This window comes from Polynucleobacter sp. CS-Odin-A6, from assembly GCF_018882095.1.
In the GTDB taxonomy this organism is placed as follows: domain Bacteria; phylum Pseudomonadota; class Gammaproteobacteria; order Burkholderiales; family Burkholderiaceae; genus Polynucleobacter.
In genome coordinates, this window is the sequence record NZ_JACVPD010000004.1 from 178846 (window position 1) to 196581 (window position 17736).

20 protein-coding genes and 2 tRNA genes are annotated in these 17736 nt (G+C 46.9%); 14 read left to right on the forward strand and 8 right to left on the reverse strand.

Features of this window, described 5'->3' with window-relative positions:
• Positions 1-120: 120 nt before the first annotated feature.
• The 7 genes from ICN15_RS09865 to ICN15_RS09895 all read left to right on the forward strand — a co-directional run bounded on the left by ICN15_RS09865 (position 121) and on the right by ICN15_RS09895 (position 5311).
• On the forward strand, positions 121-570 hold the full coding sequence (locus ICN15_RS09865; RefSeq protein WP_216202571.1) for a (2Fe-2S)-binding protein: 450 nt from the start codon (positions 121-123) through the stop codon (positions 568-570).
• Positions 571-579: 9 nt separating this feature from the next.
• Positions 580-2811, forward strand: a complete 2232-nt coding sequence (locus ICN15_RS09870) for a xanthine dehydrogenase family protein molybdopterin-binding subunit (RefSeq protein ID WP_216202572.1) — start codon at positions 580-582, stop codon at positions 2809-2811.
• A gap of 47 nt (positions 2812-2858) precedes the next feature.
• Positions 2859-3308, forward strand: a complete 450-nt coding sequence (soxX, locus tag ICN15_RS09875; RefSeq protein ID WP_216202573.1) for a sulfur oxidation c-type cytochrome SoxX — start codon at positions 2859-2861, stop codon at positions 3306-3308.
• 13 nt (positions 3309-3321) lie between these two features.
• Positions 3322-3810, forward strand: coding sequence for a SoxY-related AACIE arm protein (locus ICN15_RS09880; RefSeq protein WP_255532956.1), 489 nt, complete (start codon positions 3322-3324; stop codon positions 3808-3810).
• On the forward strand, positions 3807-4136 hold the full coding sequence (locus ICN15_RS09885) for a thiosulfate oxidation carrier complex protein SoxZ (protein WP_216202574.1): 330 nt from the start codon (positions 3807-3809) through the stop codon (positions 4134-4136). The genes ICN15_RS09880 and ICN15_RS09885 overlap by 4 nt, the downstream gene beginning before the upstream one ends.
• On the forward strand, positions 4133-4930 hold the full coding sequence (gene soxA / locus ICN15_RS09890) for a sulfur oxidation c-type cytochrome SoxA (protein ID WP_370625440.1): 798 nt from the start codon (positions 4133-4135) through the stop codon (positions 4928-4930). The genes ICN15_RS09885 and soxA overlap by 4 nt, the downstream gene beginning before the upstream one ends.
• Before the next feature lie 108 nt (positions 4931-5038).
• Positions 5039-5311, forward strand: coding sequence for a hypothetical protein (locus ICN15_RS09895; RefSeq protein ID WP_216202575.1), 273 nt, complete (start codon positions 5039-5041; stop codon positions 5309-5311).
• Positions 5312-5395: 84 nt separating this feature from the next.
• On the opposite strand, the gene ICN15_RS09900 is transcribed toward ICN15_RS09895, so the two are convergent.
• A complete protein-coding gene (locus ICN15_RS09900; RefSeq protein ID WP_255532957.1) occupies positions 5396-5806 on the reverse strand; it encodes a surface-adhesin E family protein in 411 nt (136 codons plus the stop codon).
• 78 nt (positions 5807-5884) lie between these two features.
• The gene (locus ICN15_RS09905; RefSeq protein ID WP_216202576.1) at positions 5885-8350 is read right to left on the reverse strand and encodes a penicillin acylase family protein; all 2466 of its coding nucleotides are present in this window, start codon (positions 8348-8350) and stop codon (positions 5885-5887) included.
• 133 nt (positions 8351-8483) lie between these two features.
• Here ICN15_RS09905 and ICN15_RS09910 point away from each other — a divergent pair.
• Positions 8484-8572: transfer RNA gene (locus ICN15_RS09910), tRNA-Leu, on the forward strand.
• 21 nt (positions 8573-8593) lie between these two features.
• Complete coding sequence (locus ICN15_RS09915) at positions 8594-9046, forward strand: hypothetical protein (protein ID WP_255532958.1); 453 nt, start codon at positions 8594-8596, stop codon at positions 9044-9046.
• Here the strand turns inward: ICN15_RS09915 and ICN15_RS09920 are convergent.
• The 5 genes from ICN15_RS09920 to ICN15_RS09940 are packed head-to-tail and all read right to left on the reverse strand — an operon-like array spanning position 9043 to position 13219.
• A complete protein-coding gene (locus tag ICN15_RS09920) occupies positions 9043-9456 on the reverse strand; it encodes a biopolymer transporter ExbD (protein WP_216202577.1) in 414 nt (137 codons plus the stop codon). The genes ICN15_RS09915 and ICN15_RS09920 overlap by 4 nt on opposite strands.
• A 2-nt stretch (positions 9457-9458) precedes the next feature.
• Positions 9459-10151 (reverse strand): MotA/TolQ/ExbB proton channel family protein, encoded by a 693-nt coding sequence (locus ICN15_RS09925; RefSeq protein WP_216202578.1) that lies wholly within the window; start codon positions 10149-10151, stop codon positions 9459-9461.
• Between the two features lie 5 nt (positions 10152-10156).
• Positions 10157-10846 carry a TonB family protein gene (locus tag ICN15_RS09930; protein WP_216202579.1) on the reverse strand — a complete coding sequence of 230 codons (690 nt, stop codon included), beginning with the start codon at positions 10844-10846 and terminating at the stop codon, positions 10157-10159.
• The gene (gene murI / locus ICN15_RS09935; protein WP_216202580.1) at positions 10843-11652 is read right to left on the reverse strand and encodes a glutamate racemase; all 810 of its coding nucleotides are present in this window, start codon (positions 11650-11652) and stop codon (positions 10843-10845) included. The genes ICN15_RS09930 and murI overlap by 4 nt, the downstream gene beginning before the upstream one ends.
• 43 nt (positions 11653-11695) lie before the next feature.
• The gene (locus tag ICN15_RS09940; RefSeq protein ID WP_216202581.1) at positions 11696-13219 is read right to left on the reverse strand and encodes a fumarate hydratase; all 1524 of its coding nucleotides are present in this window, start codon (positions 13217-13219) and stop codon (positions 11696-11698) included.
• A 178-nt stretch (positions 13220-13397) separates the two neighbouring features.
• Here ICN15_RS09940 and acs point away from each other — a divergent pair, with 178 nt between their 5' ends.
• From acs to ICN15_RS09960, 4 genes are all read left to right on the forward strand, one after another.
• Positions 13398-15359, forward strand: coding sequence for an acetate--CoA ligase (gene acs / locus ICN15_RS09945; protein ID WP_370625441.1), 1962 nt, complete (start codon positions 13398-13400; stop codon positions 15357-15359).
• 47 nt (positions 15360-15406) lie between these two features.
• A tRNA-Ser gene (locus ICN15_RS09950) sits at positions 15407-15497 on the forward strand.
• 235 nt (positions 15498-15732) lie between these two features.
• Positions 15733-16305: a phasin family protein gene (locus ICN15_RS09955; protein ID WP_216202583.1), complete on the forward strand. Its 573-nt coding sequence runs from the start codon at positions 15733-15735 to the stop codon at positions 16303-16305.
• 97 nt (positions 16306-16402) lie between these two features.
• Positions 16403-16708 carry a YciI family protein gene (locus tag ICN15_RS09960; RefSeq protein WP_216202584.1) on the forward strand — a complete coding sequence of 102 codons (306 nt, stop codon included), beginning with the start codon at positions 16403-16405 and terminating at the stop codon, positions 16706-16708.
• A gap of 49 nt (positions 16709-16757) precedes the next feature.
• On the opposite strand, the gene ICN15_RS09965 is transcribed toward ICN15_RS09960, so the two are convergent.
• The gene (locus ICN15_RS09965) at positions 16758-17351 is read right to left on the reverse strand and encodes a DUF1080 domain-containing protein (RefSeq protein WP_216202585.1); all 594 of its coding nucleotides are present in this window, start codon (positions 17349-17351) and stop codon (positions 16758-16760) included.
• A 129-nt stretch (positions 17352-17480) separates the two neighbouring features.
• Here ICN15_RS09965 and ICN15_RS09970 point away from each other — a divergent pair, with 129 nt between their 5' ends.
• Positions 17481-17705 (forward strand): hypothetical protein, encoded by a 225-nt coding sequence (locus tag ICN15_RS09970; RefSeq protein ID WP_216202586.1) that lies wholly within the window; start codon positions 17481-17483, stop codon positions 17703-17705.
• Positions 17706-17736: the final 31 nt, after the last annotated feature.

Sequence of the window (17736 nt, forward strand, 5' to 3'; positions counted from 1 at the left end):
TGCTCTGCAGCATATGTTGCAAAGCAATATATTATTTCTTGGGTAATATGACCATACAAAAAGTAGGAGGCTTTATCAGATCGATAAAGCTTGAATATCAAAACACTCAGGAGAGCGCGCATGGCCGACTTAAACGTCAACGGTAAAAAGTACAAGGTAGATGTCGATCCATCAACCCCATTGTTATGGGTGCTTCGTGATCATGTCGGTTTGACAGGAACTAAGTACGGTTGTGGTGTTGGTCAATGCGGTGCCTGTACCGTGCTATTCGAAGGTCAAGCAATTCGCAGCTGTTCAATTCCAGTGAGTGCTGCGATGGGTAAGAAGATTGAAACCATTGAAGGCCTGGAAAAGAATGGTCAGCTTTCTAAAGTGCAAAAAGCATGGGTTGATAATCAGGTGCCCCAATGCGGCTACTGTCAATCTGGCATGGTAATGGCTACTACCGCTTTATTGCGCAATACCCCCAAGCCTACTGATGCACAGATTGATGCAGCAGTGACCAATATCTGCCGATGCGGAACCTTTCAACAAGTGCGTGATGCGATTCATGCTGTGAGCAAGGCATAAGGAACAATCATGACTAAGACTATTCAATCAGCAACTACCAATACTTCACGTCGCCACTTTATTGTTGGCACTAGCGCCATTGCAGCGGGTTTAGCAATCGGCTTTGATTTTTCATTGATGTCTGAGGCTAATGCTGCAGAGGGTTCTGGCACTACCGCTATGACTCCTCTGGGAACACCCGAGATTGGGGTTTGGGTGGAGGTCAAGCCGAATGACGATATCGTCGTGCGGATCGTGCGCTCCGAGATGGGCCAAGGAACTATCACTGGTTTGGCGCAAATGGTTGCCGAAGAACTGCAATGCGATTGGAAAAAAGTTTCTTATGACTATCCATCGCCTGGCGAAAATCTGAAGCGCAATAAAGTATGGGGCAGTTATTCCACCGGTGGTAGCCGCGGTATTCGTACTTCTGAGCAATATGTTCGTCAAGGCGGTGCAGCAGCTCGTGTGATGTTGATTCAGGCTGCAGCCTCCCAATGGAATGTACCCCCATCAGAATGCGTTGCTAAAGATAGTGTGATTACCCATACCCCAACTGGTCGTAAAACGACTTTCGGTAAAGTATCTGTAGCAGCTTCCCAGTTAGCAGTGCCCAAAGATATCCCCTTAAAGGATCCGAAGGACTGGACTGTGATTGGCAAGTCAGTCAACCGGATTGATGGTACTGCCGATAAGGTCACTGGTAAGCAGGTCTATGCCATTGATTTGAAATTGCCCGGCATGTTGGTGGCAACCATTCATGAGTCTCCCGTCTTTGGTGGCAAAGTTAAAAGCTTTGATGCCTCCCAGGCAACCGCTATGAAAGGCGTGAAGAAGGTAGTTCAGGTAGGTGACACTGCTGTTGCCGTCATTGCTGACACTTTCTGGCAAGCGAAGACTGGCTTAGATGCCGTCAAAATTACTTGGGATAACGGCAGTAACGGTGATCTTTCCAGCGCCTCTATTAAGAAGACGCTAGAAGCCGGCTTAACTGCTACTGATACTTTTGTCGGTAACTCTAACGGTGATGCTAAAGAGGCGATCAGCAAAGCCTCTAAAACCATTGAGGCAACGTATTTCTACCCATTCTTAAACCACGCTACCTTAGAGCCCCAAACGGCCACAGCGAAGTGGACTGCAGACTCCTGCGAGGCATGGGTTCCAACTCAGGATGGCGAGGCCTCATTAGCTGCGGTGATGGCTGCCTCTGGGTTGCCGGCTGAAAAATGCAATGTGTTCAAAGTGAATCTCGGCGGTGGATTTGGTCGTCGCGGTGCCTTCCAAGATTACACAACGCAAGCAGTCAATATTGCGAAGCAAATGCCAGGCACGCCGATTAAATTGATTTGGACTCGTGAAGAGGATATGACACAAGGTCGTTATCACCCGGTCATGATGTGCAAAATGACGGCGGCGATTGATGATAAGAAAAACATCACTGGCGTGAATATGCGTCTTTCAGGTCAATCTATTTTGGCCGCTGTGCGTCCAGCAGTGGTTGCTGCCAATAAAGGTAAAGACCCAGTGGTGTTCCAAGGCTTAGATGAAAACGGCGAGCATGGCATCACATACAGTTTCCCGAATTTGATGATTGATCACGCGATGCGTAATCCCAATGTGCCTCCCGGTTTTTGGCGGGGTGTCAACGTCAATCAAAATGCTGTTTTCTTAGAAACATTTATGGATGAGATGGCTGAGGCTACGGGCATGGATGCTGTGGAGTTCCGTCGTAAGCACATGGCGAATTTTCCACGCGCAGTGGCTGTTCTCAATGCAGTAGCCGATGGCATTGGTTGGACTAAGCCCGCAAAGCCAGGCGTATTTCGTGGACTTGCTCAGATGCGCTCATTTGGTAGCTATGTCGCTGCCGCCTGCGAGCTCACGGTTAAAAACGGTAATGAAGTAGAGATTATCCGTATGGTGGCTGCAACTGATCCGGGTTATGTAGTGAATCCAGCGCAAGTGGCCCGTCAAGTATCTGGATCCTTTGTATATGGTTTATCTGCACTCTTCGAAGAAGAAATTACGATTGAGAAGGGCGCGGTTGTGCAGAAGAACTTTGATACTTTCAATTCCATTCGTCTGTCACAGATGCCACCAGTAGAGACCATTATTATTCAAGGTGGCGGTAAAGAATGGGGTGGTGTAGGTGAGCCGACAATTGCTGTAGCAGCACCGGCGGTACTAAATGCGATTTACCGAGCAACTGGTAAACGCTATCGTACAGTGCCCTTGAAAAACAGCGGCATCAAGTTGGTTTAAGTTCACTACTCATGGGTTGGTCTAAAAGGTATTGAGGTAATGAAGAAATGAGAAGTGCACTGGCAGGGTTACTGCTAGCAGCGTGGACTGTTTCTCTTGCCAACCCGAGTCAAGCACAAACCTGGTCGGGGGATTCCATCGTGAATCCCCTTACTGCTATTCCAGGAGATGCAGTTAAAGGCCGTGTGATTGTAGCTAGTCGTCAAACCGGTTTATGCCTACTCTGTCATAGCGGGCCCTTTCCGGAAGAGCGTTTTCAGGGCAACTTAGCCCCAGAGATTGGTATCAGCGTTGGGCGCTTAAGCGAAGCACAATTGCGAGCCAGAATAGTTGACGCTAGCCGTTTTAATCCTGGCACCATTATGCCCTCGTATTACCGTACAGTAGAATTAAATAGGGTGGCCCCCAAGTTTGATGGGCAGCCTATTTTAAGCGGACAAGAAATTGAAGATGTCGTGGCTTTCTTGGTGAGCCTGAAGACAACAGTCGCTCAATAGGCAATAAAATATCATGATGAATGCATTCAAATTAAATACTTCCTCTCCCAATCTCACTCGCAGACTTTACTTGTCGACGCTGGGAGTATTGGGTTTATCGAGTTGGTTCATACCATTGTCGGCTATGGCTAAAAAGCCAGAGGCAATGGAAGCCATTGCCAAGATCGTCGGTGCAAATATCCCCAGGAATGGACGAGTTAAGCTGGTCATTCCACCCTTAGTGGAAAGCGGAAATTTAGTCGTACTCAAAGTAGCAATCGAGAGTCCAATGACTACCAGCGATTATGTCAAGGCTGTTTATATTATTTCTGAAGAAAATCCATTGCCAAATATTTTTACGGCGTATTTCACACCCCGCTCTGGACGCGCAGAACTCACCACCCGGGTGCGTTTGGCGGACTCACAAAGAGTATGGGCAATTGCTCAGATGAGTGATGGTAGTTATTGGCAAGGGTATGCCGATACCTTGGTAACTTTATCTGCGTGTACGGAGATGATATGAGTAAGACCTCCCGTACGGGCATTACTGCTCCAGCTACCGCGAAGCAGGATTCCATTATTGAAATTCGAGCAATTGCTCAGCATGATATGGAGACAGGCTTTCGCTACACCGAAGATGGCAAACGTATCCCCCGAGATATTATTCGTTTGTTTACCTGTCGCTATAACGGTGAAGAAGTTTTTAGGGCTGATTTTTATTCTGGAATTGGTGCCAATCCCCTCATCATATTTACTACGATTGCGGTGGCATCAGGTACGATTGAGTGTAGTTGGATAGGTGATGACGGATATGAAGCAGTCAATCAAGTCAAAATTATTGTGTCGTGAACATCGCGATATTCTGTAATCCTTGGGCGTCGATATTACTTTCGCTCCTGATTGCACCGGTGGCATTAGCAGCCAAGAATCCGGTGGAAATTCCAAAAGAGAGTCGTCAATCAAGTTATCAGCTGATGACGCCCGAAAATCAAGCGATGCAAGATGATCCCAATTTAAACCCTGCAATGTTTTGGGTAATGGATGGTCATAGTTTCTGGCAAGAAAAGGCGGGCAACCAGAATATCTCTTGTGCTTCTTGTCACGGCGATTCGGGAAAAAAGATGGCCGGTGTTGCCACTCAATTTCCTAAAGTGATTCAGGGAAAGTTGCAGACGCTTGAGGGGCAAATTAATCAATGTCGTACTTCACGACAAGAGGCTCCTGCACTCATTTATGAAAGTAAAACCCTCTTGGCATTAAGCACATTTGTAGCAAGCCAATCAAAGGGGATGCCTATCGCCATCAAAGAAACGCCCCAGAATACGAAAGACCTGCAACAAGGCAAACAGTTTTTTAATGAAAGAATGGGGCAACTCAACCTCTCTTGTGCTCAATGTCATCAAGAGCGTGCTGGCTTGAAATTAGGAGGTAGTCTGATTCCGCAAGGGCATCCTACTGCATACCCAATCTACAGAATTGAATGGCAAACCATGGGGTCTTTGCAACGACGTCTGCGTAATTGTATGAGCGGGGTAAGGTCAAAACAATTTGAGTATGGCTCAACAGAAATGGCTCAACTGGAGTTATTTCTGATGTGGCGCGCCAGAGGAATACCTTTAGAATCACCTGGAGTCAGGCCTTAAAGATTAACTTGGAGTCTTACACTCATGCACCAGTTTGCAAATTATTATTGGGTTTTAGTTCTAGGTTTAGCGATATCAGCTGGGCCTAGATAGGATTCGCTCATATCTTTGACTTTAGGTATTGGGATATCGGCGCAAATGGGTTTAGGCCCCAGTGCATTCAGAAAGTTGCAATCCTGTTTGGTTCCTGCTGAAGCCGCATGCTCGAGTGGCGATTTACCCGTGGCTGCTGTAGAAATGACGCTCGCTGCGGTAGTGGGGTTCGCTACTGCTACGCTGACGGCTGCAGTTCCTCCAGAGCTTGCGACAGCAGTGGCAGAGCTACCAAGCGCTAAGAGGGGCGCTGCGCAGCCCGCTAGGCTCAAGCAGATTATTAAGTAAGCAAGCGGAATGCCTTTGTCTAATAAAAAAGCAGGCCAACCCCTTCGGTTTGATCTGCTAATGTAGGCTGTCGAGCTGATGAATTTATTTGCGTTGACAAACAACATTAAAGACTCCAGCCGCCCAAGATTCACTAACGACTGGCTCGAATTCACTATTGGGAGTTTTGTTATCAGAAACAACTTTGCCAGCACCCTTTTTACCAGCGAATTCTTTGTATTCAATTGGGCGGTAACTAATCGCAGGGCAATTGTATTCGTTGATGCCAATGATGGAGCTCACTGACTGTTTTGTTTTGGGGTTCATGCCAGGCTTCTTTAAATCCAACATCGACATGATTTGTGCTTTTTCACCAGAATCGCTAATGGTTTCTAGATCAACATAAACTACCATGACCTCATTGGCGCCTAATTCTTTCCAGGCAGCAAAGCTATTGGCGAGTGGTAAAAGGGCAAGGGTGGCAAAGACGGTGAGTACGTATATTTTTTTCATCATATTTAGCGTGGTTGCAGTTGTTGTTAAAGAATACTGAGCCCGTATTAGACCCATCAGAAACATTCTAAACTCCCCAGTCTATTTTTCCTTAATTATCAGATTCAGCTCTCTACTAATCTTTTTTGGCTTCATTTGGAGGGGCAGGTATTCATTTTGAGCCCAGAGTGTGCTCATATTGCGGTAAAGCTTACTCTGTACCCAGCCTGATTGCCCGGTAGGATAAATAAAAAGGGATTGCTCCAAATCTGCAAGGTCATACAGTGTCCGTAGACTAGATGCCTGCTTCGTTTCAAAGGGATTGTCAGCCCTGAGAAGCTCTAGTCTACCCACGTTAATCGAGAAGCTATCCCCGGGAGAGGGTTGCTTCACATTAAAGAGCTCTCCCAAGATGGGAACCTTGCTTAGGGGGCGATGCTCGGAGACCGCAGTATGCGCATTACCCCAAGCCCAATTTTTAGGATTATCACCAAATTGTGTACTCAATTGCACCAGTGCATTATCCAATGCGGCATTGGAAGCATCTGCACAGCTCTCGATCTGCTCAGTTTGAGGGTCGTTACACCAAGGGCTATTGGGATTTTGTAACTGCAGTATTAATGCTTGTCTGAAATGACGTGTACCGTAATTTTCTGTAAATAAATATCCCAAGCGTGAAAAGAGTTTGCGGGTGATTTGATCGGCCCAAGCATTAAAAATGAGCGCACCGGCACTGTTTACTTTCATATCACCATCAAAGTTCCTGGTGAGCTCGAAGGCTTGTTGAGCTAAAGGGTGCTTTGATTGGGCGGATCTAAATAACTCTAACAATGGGGTGGCGCCCAAAGAGACGGTATCCGCTTGTATGACCTTCATGGAAGACAAATCATGACTGGCTTTGCCTTTAATCAACTCCACAATTCGGTCGTAGCGGGTAGGTAGGTCCCAATCGCCCGTCAAGGGATTGGGATCATTGGCAGCTACCATTTTTTGATTTGCAGTAGCAACCCAGTTGGAGTCTGGATTATTGCTGCTAGGCAGTTGCTCGAAAGGCACGTAGCCAGTCCAGTCGTATTGTTTTTCCCAGCCCAATGCGGGAGCGACACCATAAAGTCCCTGATGCAGGGTCCGCTTGGGCGCAACCCCGGCTGCCTGCAAAGAAATATTTCCGCCGATATCAGCCATCACCACGTTTTGCATCGGCGCATAATTTTTGCGAAGTGCCTGCTTGAAGGTATCCAAATCTTTTGCATGATTCATGTCCAGCAAACCAGCAATAGACTGATTTTCAGCATCCAAGGCAGTCCAGCGCAATGCTAAGACAAATCGGTCCGTGTCAATGACTCTTTTGGCACGCGCATACGAGTCAGAAATCACGGGGCCATGCTGCGTCTCTTTGACTAAAAAACGCAGTGGTGGCTCTCCTTTAATGTCGATAATTTCCTGGCGAACCTTAAAAGAGAGTGGTCCATCTGGACCGCGGTAGACTCCGGGATTTTTGGGGTCTAACTGTTCAATATATAAATCCTGTACGTCTGGTCCTGTATTCGTAAAGCTCCAAGCAAATTGATCTGTTCTGCCAAGCACTATCGCTGGAATGCCGGGAAGAGTGGCGCCAATGACATTAAGGTCTGGCGCCTCTAGATGAGCCATATACCAAATCGCAGGGGCAGATAGACCAAGGTGAGGGTCATTCGCAAGCAAGGGTTTGCCAGAAGCTGTCAGCTTGCCGTTGAGTGCCCAATTATTAGAGCCAATACCATCTTTCCCACCAGGCGCCTCGTTCATCGCCAATTCGGTAGCAGGAAGCGTCTTGGATTTTTGATCCTTTACTAATGGATTCGGATTGAATACATTGAGGTCGCGATACATTTTGGCAAAGTCAAGGTTGCTGACTAGCTCTCCCGGTGTATAGGCCGGCATCACTTCCCATATCTGCTGAGTCGTTAAAAACTGTGACAACTCCAGGCGTTGTAATTCTTTATGCCAATTGCCACCAAGGTCGAGAGCCATCATCAACATCCATGCCACACTGTCTGTCGGTGACCAATGCCCTGGTTTGGATCCTGTTAAAAAATATTCAACAGGAAGCGCCCAGCCTAAGTTGGCATTACCCGAATTGACGCCATCTGCATAGGCTTGCATGAGACGTTTAGTCGCAATGGGGTAGCGATCAAATTGCTTTTCAGCAGCCTGCTTGATGCCGAGTGTGCGAATAAAACGATCGATTGACAGGGTTTCTTTTCCAAGGATTTCAGAAAGACGTCCACTCGCTAATCGACGATTAACTTCCATTTGCCAAGAACGTTCACCGGCGTGCAAATACCCCAATGCAAACAGCGCATCAGAAGAGCTCTTCGCTTTAATATGAGGAATATCACTTTCATCGAAGGTAATGACAACGGAATCACCCAGACTCTTAATGACCCGTTTGCCAGAGGGATTGGTTTGAGCTGAACTTAGGTAGATTATTCCGGCGATAATCACCAAGGCAAGAGCTGAAGAGGTAAGCCAGAAGATCCCCTTAAAAAGGATTTTCAGACCTGAGCTCGGGGAAGGAACTTTCATGGCATTAGTGTAGTAGGTTTCCCCCCCACTTCCGGTCAAGTCCAAACGAAAGTAGGCTTCCCGAGCCCTATAGACCTCGCATGCTAAAATTCATCCGTCTTGGTTTTTTAGTACGGCTTTATTGCTCGTGCGAGCCCGAGTGGTGAAATCGGTAGACACAGCAGATTTAAAATCTGCCGACTCAAAAAAGTCGTGCCGGTTCGATTCCGGCCTCGGGCACCAATCGATTGATTTCAGGCATCCTTGAAACACTTTCCTATTTTTCTCTCTCTTCTATTTTTTTGGACCAGTTCTCCCCTGGCAGCACAGCCCCTTATTTTTACTTGTGAGCGCGCGGAGAAGAATTACACTGAAGTCTATGAATTAAAAATTAGTCCAGCCTCTCATAATCAGAAGGCTAAGGTATTTGTCGATAGCCGAGATTTGGATCTGTCAGATGAGATGGGTCGACAATCCATCAAAAATGTAGTGATCACTACTTCAGCCATTTTGATTTCGATGGAGGCCCACTTTCCACCTGAGAGATTTGATGGCGTTCAATATGGAGCAGGTTCAGTAAAGACGGCGATTGCGATTAACCGATCTTCCGGTCAGCTCAGAAAAGCAGAGACCATTCAAGGCGGAATTCTGTCTGCAACTCTTGGTGAGGGTAGTAAGATCTATCAAGAGCAATGTGTTGCTCTACATAAACCTTAATTCGGCTCTGTCACAAACCCCAGTTTTGTTAAGCCAGCACGACGCGATGCGGCTAGTACCTGAGCAACGTATTCATACTTTACAGATTTATCTGCTCTTAAATTAATCTCTGGTTGCGGTTCTTTCTGGGCGGCTTTTTCTGCGTAGCCATCGAAAGTTTTTAAATCAATCGGCGTACTATTCCAGAAAATCTGGCCCTTCGCATCAATCGATAATTGGACTGACTCAGGTTTCACTTCATTGCGGACGCTATTGGCCTTGGGTAGCTCAACCTTAACCGCCTGCTGGATGACGGGCAGAGTGATGATGAAAATAATCAAGAGCACCAACATGACATCCACCATCGGAGTCATGTTGATTTCCGCCATGATAGCGTCTTCGTTCTGATCGTTTTGCAGATTCAAGGACATGTTTATTCTCCGGAATCCACACGGGCGCCGGTCACAAAGTAAGCAAGTAAGTCATTGCCAAAGCGATTGAGGTCAGCAACTAGCAGTTTATTGGCGCGGTTAATGGCGTTAAAACCCAGCACTGCTGGAATCGCAACAGCCAAACCTAAGGCAGTCATAATGAGGGCTTCACCAATCGGGCCGGCGACTTGATCAATTTGTGCGCTACCAGAGCTGCTAATGGCGATCAGGGCGTGATAGATTCCCCACACTGTTCCAAACAAGCCAATAAAGGGTGCAGTTGCGCCAGTAGAGCCCAGAAAGGTAAGGCCCTTTTGCAGTTGCGCTGCAATCCCATCAATACTGTTCTTCAGACTCCTCGCCATCCACTCGGAATAGTTGAGTGTTTGCAGAAGTTCACGATGATTATTGGATTGACTCTGGTGATGGGTAGATGCGCCACTCGCTGCTTTGGCAATCTGATAGTAAGGATTACTTGCGTGACCAGTAAAAGCATTCAGACCTTGATCATAAGAAGTAGCACGCCAAAATTGATCCAGCTCGGGTTTGAATTTGCGGAGATTGCGCAAATCCCAAAAGCGTGACAGCAAAATGACCCAAGTTACGATAGAGCAGATGAGTAATGCCAGGGCGACAAAGCGGGTAATCATATCCCCTTCAAGCCACAAATTTGCTAAGCCAAATGGTGTATTCATGATGATTAATTCTTTAAATTAAATTTAATTAACAGGTTGGTAGAAATTCTGGCTGGAGAGCCGTTGACTAAAAACGGTTTAAAACGATAGCGATGACCAATCTCAGAAGCTGCTCGATCTAGCCTGGGAAAAGAGCTCGAACGCAATAAAGCGACTTCTTCAACACTTCCTGATTCATCAATAATTAATCGCACCACCACTTCACCCTGCTCACCAGATCGTTTGGAGAAAGAGGGGTAATAGGCATCTGCATCAGGTTGATATAAGACTATTAGTTTACCAATGTCGGTTTGAATGGGTGTGCCACTAGATCCCGGAGCAGTTGCGGGTGCGACCGTAGCATTGGGAGCCTGAGATTCGCTTTTAGATTGGGGGGCTGGCGGTGTGGGGACTTGTGCCTGGGTCTGCGGTGATACTGGTGCTTTGGTGGACTTTTCATCCACGGTCTTCTTCTGCTCTTGCTTTGGTTTTGGCGGAGGAGGAGTTGAAGGAGCTTGAGTTTGTTTAGCAGCTTCAGGGCTGACTAAATTTGCCATTACTCGCGCATCATCCGGATTATTCTCATTGTCTGGCTTCATGCTGCTCTGAAAGCCAATTAAGAAGAGGAGGTGCAGGGCAATAACAATGCCAAGGATGATGCGTTCGCTTGCACTGAATGGTAAACGCGCGCTGATTTGGGTAAAGAAGGTACTCATCTGAAATGACTCACCAGCTCAGATTCAATCCGGTGCAGACTAAGATCGGATTGGATTAATTCTTGCGCCATCTTGGATAGGGTTTCAGAATCTTTACTACTAAGAAATGATATGGAGCCATGTCTACCATCACCAAGCATCTTCCCTTGCGCTTCTAATTTCCGCTTGAGTTGGCGCACTACGGCATCGCTGGTATCAATCAAATTGATCGTGTCACCCAATAATTTGCGAATAGCTTTTCTAAGAAAAGGGTAGTGAGTGCATCCAAGAACCAGGGTATCTGCCCCCGCATCCTGAATTGGTTCTAGATGCTTGGCTAGAAGCTCTAAGACTGTGTCGCTATTGGCTTGGCCTGCCTCAATTAAGGGAACTAAACCAGCGCCTGCTTGCTTAATAAATTGGTATTCACTTGGAAGTGTCGCTAATAGGGCATTGAACTTATCGCTTTGGAGTGTCGCTTCCGTCGCAAGAACACCCACCACGCCATTGGTCGATTGCATTGCTGCTGGCTTAATCCCTGGCTCCACCCCAATGATGGGAATGTGTATGAGTACGGTGCGGATATGCGCTATCGCTTGAGCAGTAGCTGTATTGCAGGCTACTATGATTGCATCGCACCCTTTTGCCGCCAAATACTGACATAGCTCCATACTGCGAGCAGCGATCCACTCGCTCGATTTTTCTCCATAAGGCGCATTGATCGAGTCGGCTAAATAGATATAGTCGTGTTCAGGAAGCTGGCGCAAAGCCTCATCCAAAATGGATAGGCCGCCTACGCCAGAATCAAATACCCCGATGAGTGCCAAGTAACAGTCGCTTAACTATAGAGGATTGTGATGAGTGCTTATCTTACGCAATCGTGACTGGAATGCCGCCAATCTTTGCTTGCCACTCTTTTGGGCCAGTCTCATGCATCGAGATGCCTGCAGAGCTTACGGCTACCGTTACGGGCATGTCTTTAACATCGAATTCATAAATGGCTTCCATGCCTAAGTCTGCAAAACCGACTACCTTAGCTGTCTGAATTGCCTTAGATACCAAGTAAGCTGCGCCGCCGACTGCCATTAAGTAAGCAGACTTATGCTTCTTGATGGCCTCAATTGCAGTAGGTCCTCGTTCTGCTTTGCCAATCATGGAAATCAGACCAGTCTTGGCCAGCATCATCTCCGTAAATTTATCCATGCGAGTGGATGTCGTCGGACCTGCAGGTCCGACAGCTTCATTGCCTACAGGATCGACTGGGCCAACGTAATAAATCACTCGATTCTGAAAGCTGACTGGTAACGCTTCTCCTTTAGCGAGCATTTCCTGGATTCGTTTATGAGCCGCATCACGCCCAGTCAAAATTTTGCCATTGAGGAGTAGTGTTTCGCCTGCTTTCCAAGCAGCTACTTCCTCTGCAGTCAGGGTGTCTAAGTTTACGCGCTTGGATTTTTTAGTGTCTGGAGTCCAGGTAACATCAGGCCAATCCGATAATGAGGGCGCTTCTAATTTTGCTGGACCATCGCCATGGAGATGGAAGTGCACATGGCGAGTAGCAGCACAGTTTGGAATCATGGCTACTGGCAAAGAGGCTGCATGGGTTGGGTAATCTAAAATCTTGATATCTAAAACAGTGGTTAAGCCACCGAGACCTTGGGCGCCGATGCCTAATTGATTTACTTTCTCATAAAGCTCCAGACGCAGTTCTTCAAGCTTATTCTGAGGACCGCGAGCAATCAACTCCTGAATATCCACTGGACCCATTAGAGACTCTTTAGCCATTAGCATGGCTTTTTCTGGGGTTCCGCCAATGCCGATCCCCAAAATACCTGGAGGGCACCAGCCTGCACCCATGGTGGGAACCGTTTTAAGGACCCAATCCACGATGGAGTCAGAGGGGTTGAGCATGACCATCTTGGCTTTGTTCTCAGAGCCACCACCCTTGGCGGCACAAATGACTTCAACATCATCGCCAGGGACAATCTCGTAATGGATAACAGCGGGAGTGTTGTCACCCGTGTTTTTACGTTTACCTGCTGGATCAGTCAACACCGAAGCACGTAGCGGGTTATCGGGGTGCATGTAAGCCCGGCGAACCCCTTCATTCACCATCTCACTCACACTCATAGTGGCATCGCCCCATTGGACATTCATGCCAATTTTCAGAAAAACGACTGCAATACCGGTGTCTTGGCACATTGGTCGGTGACCCTCTGCGCACATGCGGCTATTGGTCAAGATTTGGGCAATCGCATCCTTCGCAGCCTCACCTTGCTCCAGCTCGTAAGCCTTGCCCATGGCGGAAATGAAGTCCTTTGGATGGTAGTAAGAGATGAATTGAAAGGCATCTGCAACGCTTTGAATCAGGTCATTTTGTTTAATATTGGTCATCGTCTTTAACTTTATGGAGTAAGGTTTGTTCTATTTTAAGGGTTTGCCATAGAGCAAATCTAGCGTGTTTTCACTTATCTTATGAAGGCTAAGGGATGCGCTTCCCTGATTCTGCTGTGTTTTTGCAGAAAAGTTGACCGTTTATTGAATAGAAGGGCTTTAAAGCATGGAATCATTAATGCACGAAAACCGCGTTTTTAACCCATCTGCAGATTTTGTTAAAGGAGCCGCCATTTCAGGAATGGAGGCGTACAACACACTTTGCGCAGAAGCTGAAAAAGATTATGAGGGTTTTTGGGGTCGCCTTGCGAAGGAAAATATTTTCTGGAAGAAGCCTTTCACGAAAGTTCTCGATGAATCCAAAGTGCCTTTCTACAAGTGGTTTGAAGATGGCACAACCAATGCTTCTCACAACTGCTTAGACCGCCAGGTTGAAAATGGTTTGGGTGCTAAGACTGCCATTATTTTTGAGGCGGATGACGGTTCAGTTACCAATGTGACTTATCAAGAATTGCTTGAGCGTGTCAGTAAGTTTGCTAATGCGCTTCGTAAGATGGGCATCAAGTCTGGTGATCGCGTCATTATTTATATGGCAATGACAATTGATGGCATTGTTGCAATGCAAGCTTGTGCTCGTATCGGTGCCATTCACTCTGTTGTATTCGGTGGCTTCTCGGCCAAAGCATTACAAGAGCGGATTGTTGACGTTGGCGCTGTTGCTGTGATTACAGCGGATGGCCAATTCCGAGGTGGTAAGGTATTGCCGCTGAAAGCCATTCTTGATGAAGCAATTGCTCTGGGTGATTGCGATAAAGTAAAAAACATCATTGTTAAAAAGCGTACCGGCACTGCAGTAACGATGGTTGCTGGCCGTGATGTGTGGATGGATGAAGTCGCTGCTGTTGAATCTGCTACCTGCGAGCCAGAGTGGGTTAGTGCTGAGCATCCATTGTTCATTCTGTATACATCGGGCTCTACTGGTAAACCTAAAGGAGTGCAACACTCCACGGGCGGTTACCTCTTGTGGACCATTCTGACGATGAAGTGGACCTTTGATATCAAACCGAATGATGTGTTCTGGTGTACTGCTGACATTGGTTGGGTAACAGGTCACTCCTATATTACTTACGGGCCACTCGCAGTAGGAGCCACAGAAATTGTGTTTGAGGGCGTACCCACTTTTCCGAATGCGGGTCGCTTCTGGGACATGATCCAGAAACACAAGGCAACCATTTTCTATACTGCCCCAACCGCCATTCGTTCTTTGATCAAAGCCTCCAGCAATGATGAGGCAATACATCCCAAGAGTTATGACCTATCTTCGCTGCGCCTTTTGGGTTCCGTTGGTGAGCCGATTAATCCAGAGGCTTGGATGTGGTACTACGAGAATGTGGGTGGCAAACGCTGCCCAATCGCAGATACTTTTTGGCAGACAGAAACGGGTGGTCATATGATCTCCCCATTACCCGGTGCAACGCCCATGATTCCGGGTTCTTGTACTTTGCCATTGCCCGGCATCATGGCGGCGATTGTGGACGAGGCAGGAGTCGATGTACCAAATGGTAGTGGCGGTATCTTGGTAGTGAAGCGCCCATGGCCCTCGATGATCCGCACGATTTGGGGTGACCCTGAGCGTTTCATTAAATCGTATTTCCCGGAAGAGCTGGGTGGTACTTTGTATTTGGCTGGTGATGGCGCAATTCGTAATGAAGAGACTGGTTATTTCACAATTACTGGACGTATCGATGACGTCTTAAATGTATCTGGTCACCGTATGGGCACGATGGAAATTGAATCTTGCTTGGTTGCCAATCCCTTAGTTGCTGAGGCTGCAGTAGTAGGCCGCCCTGATGACATGACTGGTGAAGCAATCTGTGCCTTTGTGGTTTTGAAGGGTGTTCGACCCACTGGCGATGAAGCTCAGAGGCTCGCGACTGAATTACGTAATTGGGTTGCTAAAGAGATTGGCCCGATCGCCAAGCCAAAAGATATTCGCTTTGGCGATAATCTGCCTAAGACCCGTTCTGGAAAAATTATGCGCCGCTTATTGCGTGTGATTGCTAAAGGTGAAGAAGTTACCCAAGACACTTCCACCCTGGAGAACCCTGCAATTTTGGAGCAACTCAAGCAGCCTTTATAAGGATTGGGCGCAAACCATTCCTCGAAACGTATAATGAGAGGTTGTACGGAAGGGTGGATGAGCGGTTTAAGTCACACGCCTGGAAAGCGTGCGTAGGTTTATAGCCTACCGCGGGTTCGAATCCCGCCTCTTCCGCCAGCAGTTCGAAACCACCTTCGGGTGGTTTTTTTACGCCTATTTTTCATATTATTGGCTAAATTAAGTGCTCAAATGAGTGCTTATGTTTCTCATAACCCCCTAATTTTAATGAAAGAATAGGGTTTTCTGCCTTTTTGTTGCATTGCCGCAAATAAATCTTGCAGTGCAATAAAAAACTTCCTACAATGGTGCATTGCAATAAATTTTATCAACCTTAAAAAGTTAGGAAAACACCATGTTCCAGAATCAATTAAACGACCAACTCTCACAAGCTCAAACTAAAGCTGTTGAAAGCGCAAAGTATTTAGCTCAAGTTGCTGTTGAAAGCGCGCAAGAATTAGCTGAGTTGAACCAAGCCGCTGCCAAAGACGCTTTGGTTGCTGCTCAAGATGCTAGCGCTAAATTAATGGCAATCAAAGATGCGCAGGAATTAACTAAATTAGCTCAGCCAGAAGTGGCTCAAGACGCTGCTAAATATGCAGCTGCATACCAAGCTAAGGTAAACAAAGTCATGCGTAATGGCAACAAAGAAGTTGCTCAAGTAGTTGACGCTTCTATTGATGACGCACGTGCTGAAATGGTTAACTTTGTTAAAGAAGCAACTAAGACAGCGCCTGCTGGTTCTGAGGCATTTGTAGCTGCATTTAAGACTGCATTTGAAACTTCACTCCAACAGTTTGACCAAGTGCGCGCTACAGCAACTGACGCATTCGCAAACTTTGAAAAGAGTGTTGATGCTGCAATGGCTAACATGCAAGGTCAATATGCAGTAGCTAAGCCAGCAACAAAAAGCCGCAAATCTGCTTAATTCGTTTTAAGTGTCTTTGTGAGAAACCGCCTTCGGGCGGTTTTTTCTTTTCCGGATGTCGTAATATCTCAGGACTAAAACCACAACGGAGAATCACATGATTTTTGCAATCCTCTTAATGGATCGTCCGGGCACAGCAGAGTTGCGTATTCAAGTTCGCCCAGAGCATCGCGCCTATCTAGGAAAATCAGCTGACAAAATGGCTTTTGCAGGACCCTTGACATCGGAAGATGGCAAAACCACAGTCGGCAGCTTATTGGCAATGGACTTCCCAAGTAAGGCGGATGTAGAAGCCTGGTTATCAGATGAGCCATTTACTAAGGCGGGTGTTTATGAAAAGCCGATTATTCATGTGTTTAACAATAGCTGGCAGCAGAAGGTAGGCTTTCCACCTGCAGCCTAAATCAAAAAGCCACCCCAACGGGTGGCTTTGAGCTTAACTGCAGTGCAACCTAGAGGGGTTTGATCTGCAGCTTTCTGAACCGAACGGTGCCGCCCGCCGACTGAAGGGCGATCGGACCTTCTGCAAACTGACTATCTCTGGCATCGCCAACAGTCACTACGTCATTCATCGTAACCTTGAACTGAGATCCATTTGCCACGATTTCCATGGTGTTCCAGCGACCACCCGCTTTATGTATTGGATTGACCTTAGCAATATCGACAATCGCCCCAGTGGAGTATTCTTGTGCGGGACGGGTATCCCAAATATTGATCTCATAAGCATTGCTAGAGCTCACTTTGTTCTGATCTTGGCAGCGAATAAAAATCCCGCTATTGGTATTTGATTCAGCCCAAAATTCAGCGCGAATAATAAAATTCCGATAGCTTTTACTACTTACCAAAAATCCAGAGGGTTTATTGCTCTCGATGATGCCTTTTCCAATAGCCCAATTTGCACTACCAATAATGTTCCAGCCATCCAGGCTCACACCATCAATTAAATCGGTATAACCATCTTGCGCTTGGGCATGGGAAGTTGGCGAGAGTAGGGCGGCTGCCAGTGAAAAAGTGACAGCTAGAAGTCGCTTCAAGATAAATTGCATCGTGGTCTCCAAATGGATGAATTGTTCTATTGGTGAAGTTGCCAAGATCTAATGTTGCTGACTTATCCCAAATTCCACAAGTGCCTACTTTCCCTTAACTTGGCATCCAGAATCCATTAGACTTGGGGTATGACTTCAACTACATTACGCCCCCTAGCTATTCTTGCTTCTATTGCTACCTTTGCTTTGTCTGGCTGCGGATCTATTGAATCTGCTGCCCAAGATGATTGCACCTCAATTGGCTGGCAGATTGGTAGCAAAGGCTATCAGGATTGCTTTAAGGCCAGGGTATATGAGCGTAAGTTGGATTACTCGCTTCCACCTGGTGATAAACCTTCCCCATCGGTCATTTAAATTAAGGGTTTACCCTTGCCCAATTCCCTTG

Bases quoted from the DNA above. Each gene is read 5' to 3' on its own strand.
- ICN15_RS09930 (WP_216202579.1), bottom strand. From the start codon at position 10,846: ATGAGTACCTTCTTTACCCAAATCAGCGCGCGTTTACCATTCAGTGCA.
- ICN15_RS09955 (WP_216202583.1), top strand. From the start codon at position 15,733: ATGTTCCAGAATCAATTAAACGACCAACTCTCACAAGCTCAAACTAAA.
- ICN15_RS09960 (WP_216202584.1), top strand. From the start codon at position 16,403: ATGATTTTTGCAATCCTCTTAATGGATCGTCCGGGCACAGCAGAGTTG.
- ICN15_RS09905 (WP_216202576.1), bottom strand. From the start codon at position 8,350: ATGAAAGTTCCTTCCCCGAGCTCAGGTCTGAAAATCCTTTTTAAGGGG.
- ICN15_RS09900 (WP_255532957.1), bottom strand. From the start codon at position 5,806: ATGATGAAAAAAATATACGTACTCACCGTCTTTGCCACCCTTGCCCTT.
- acs (WP_370625441.1), top strand. From the start codon at position 13,398: ATGCACGAAAACCGCGTTTTTAACCCATCTGCAGATTTTGTTAAAGGA.
- ICN15_RS09940 (WP_216202581.1), bottom strand. From the start codon at position 13,219: ATGACCAATATTAAACAAAATGACCTGATTCAAAGCGTTGCAGATGCC.
- ICN15_RS09880 (WP_255532956.1), top strand. From the start codon at position 3,322: ATGATGAATGCATTCAAATTAAATACTTCCTCTCCCAATCTCACTCGC.
- soxX (WP_216202573.1), top strand. From the start codon at position 2,859: ATGAGAAGTGCACTGGCAGGGTTACTGCTAGCAGCGTGGACTGTTTCT.
- ICN15_RS09870 (WP_216202572.1), top strand. From the start codon at position 580: ATGACTAAGACTATTCAATCAGCAACTACCAATACTTCACGTCGCCAC.
- ICN15_RS09865 (WP_216202571.1), top strand. From the start codon at position 121: ATGGCCGACTTAAACGTCAACGGTAAAAAGTACAAGGTAGATGTCGAT.
- ICN15_RS09970 (WP_216202586.1), top strand. From the start codon at position 17,481: ATGACTTCAACTACATTACGCCCCCTAGCTATTCTTGCTTCTATTGCT.
- ICN15_RS09925 (WP_216202578.1), bottom strand. From the start codon at position 10,151: ATGAATACACCATTTGGCTTAGCAAATTTGTGGCTTGAAGGGGATATG.
- ICN15_RS09885 (WP_216202574.1), top strand. From the start codon at position 3,807: ATGAGTAAGACCTCCCGTACGGGCATTACTGCTCCAGCTACCGCGAAG.
- ICN15_RS09920 (WP_216202577.1), bottom strand. From the start codon at position 9,456: ATGTCCTTGAATCTGCAAAACGATCAGAACGAAGACGCTATCATGGCG.
- ICN15_RS09965 (WP_216202585.1), bottom strand. From the start codon at position 17,351: ATGCAATTTATCTTGAAGCGACTTCTAGCTGTCACTTTTTCACTGGCA.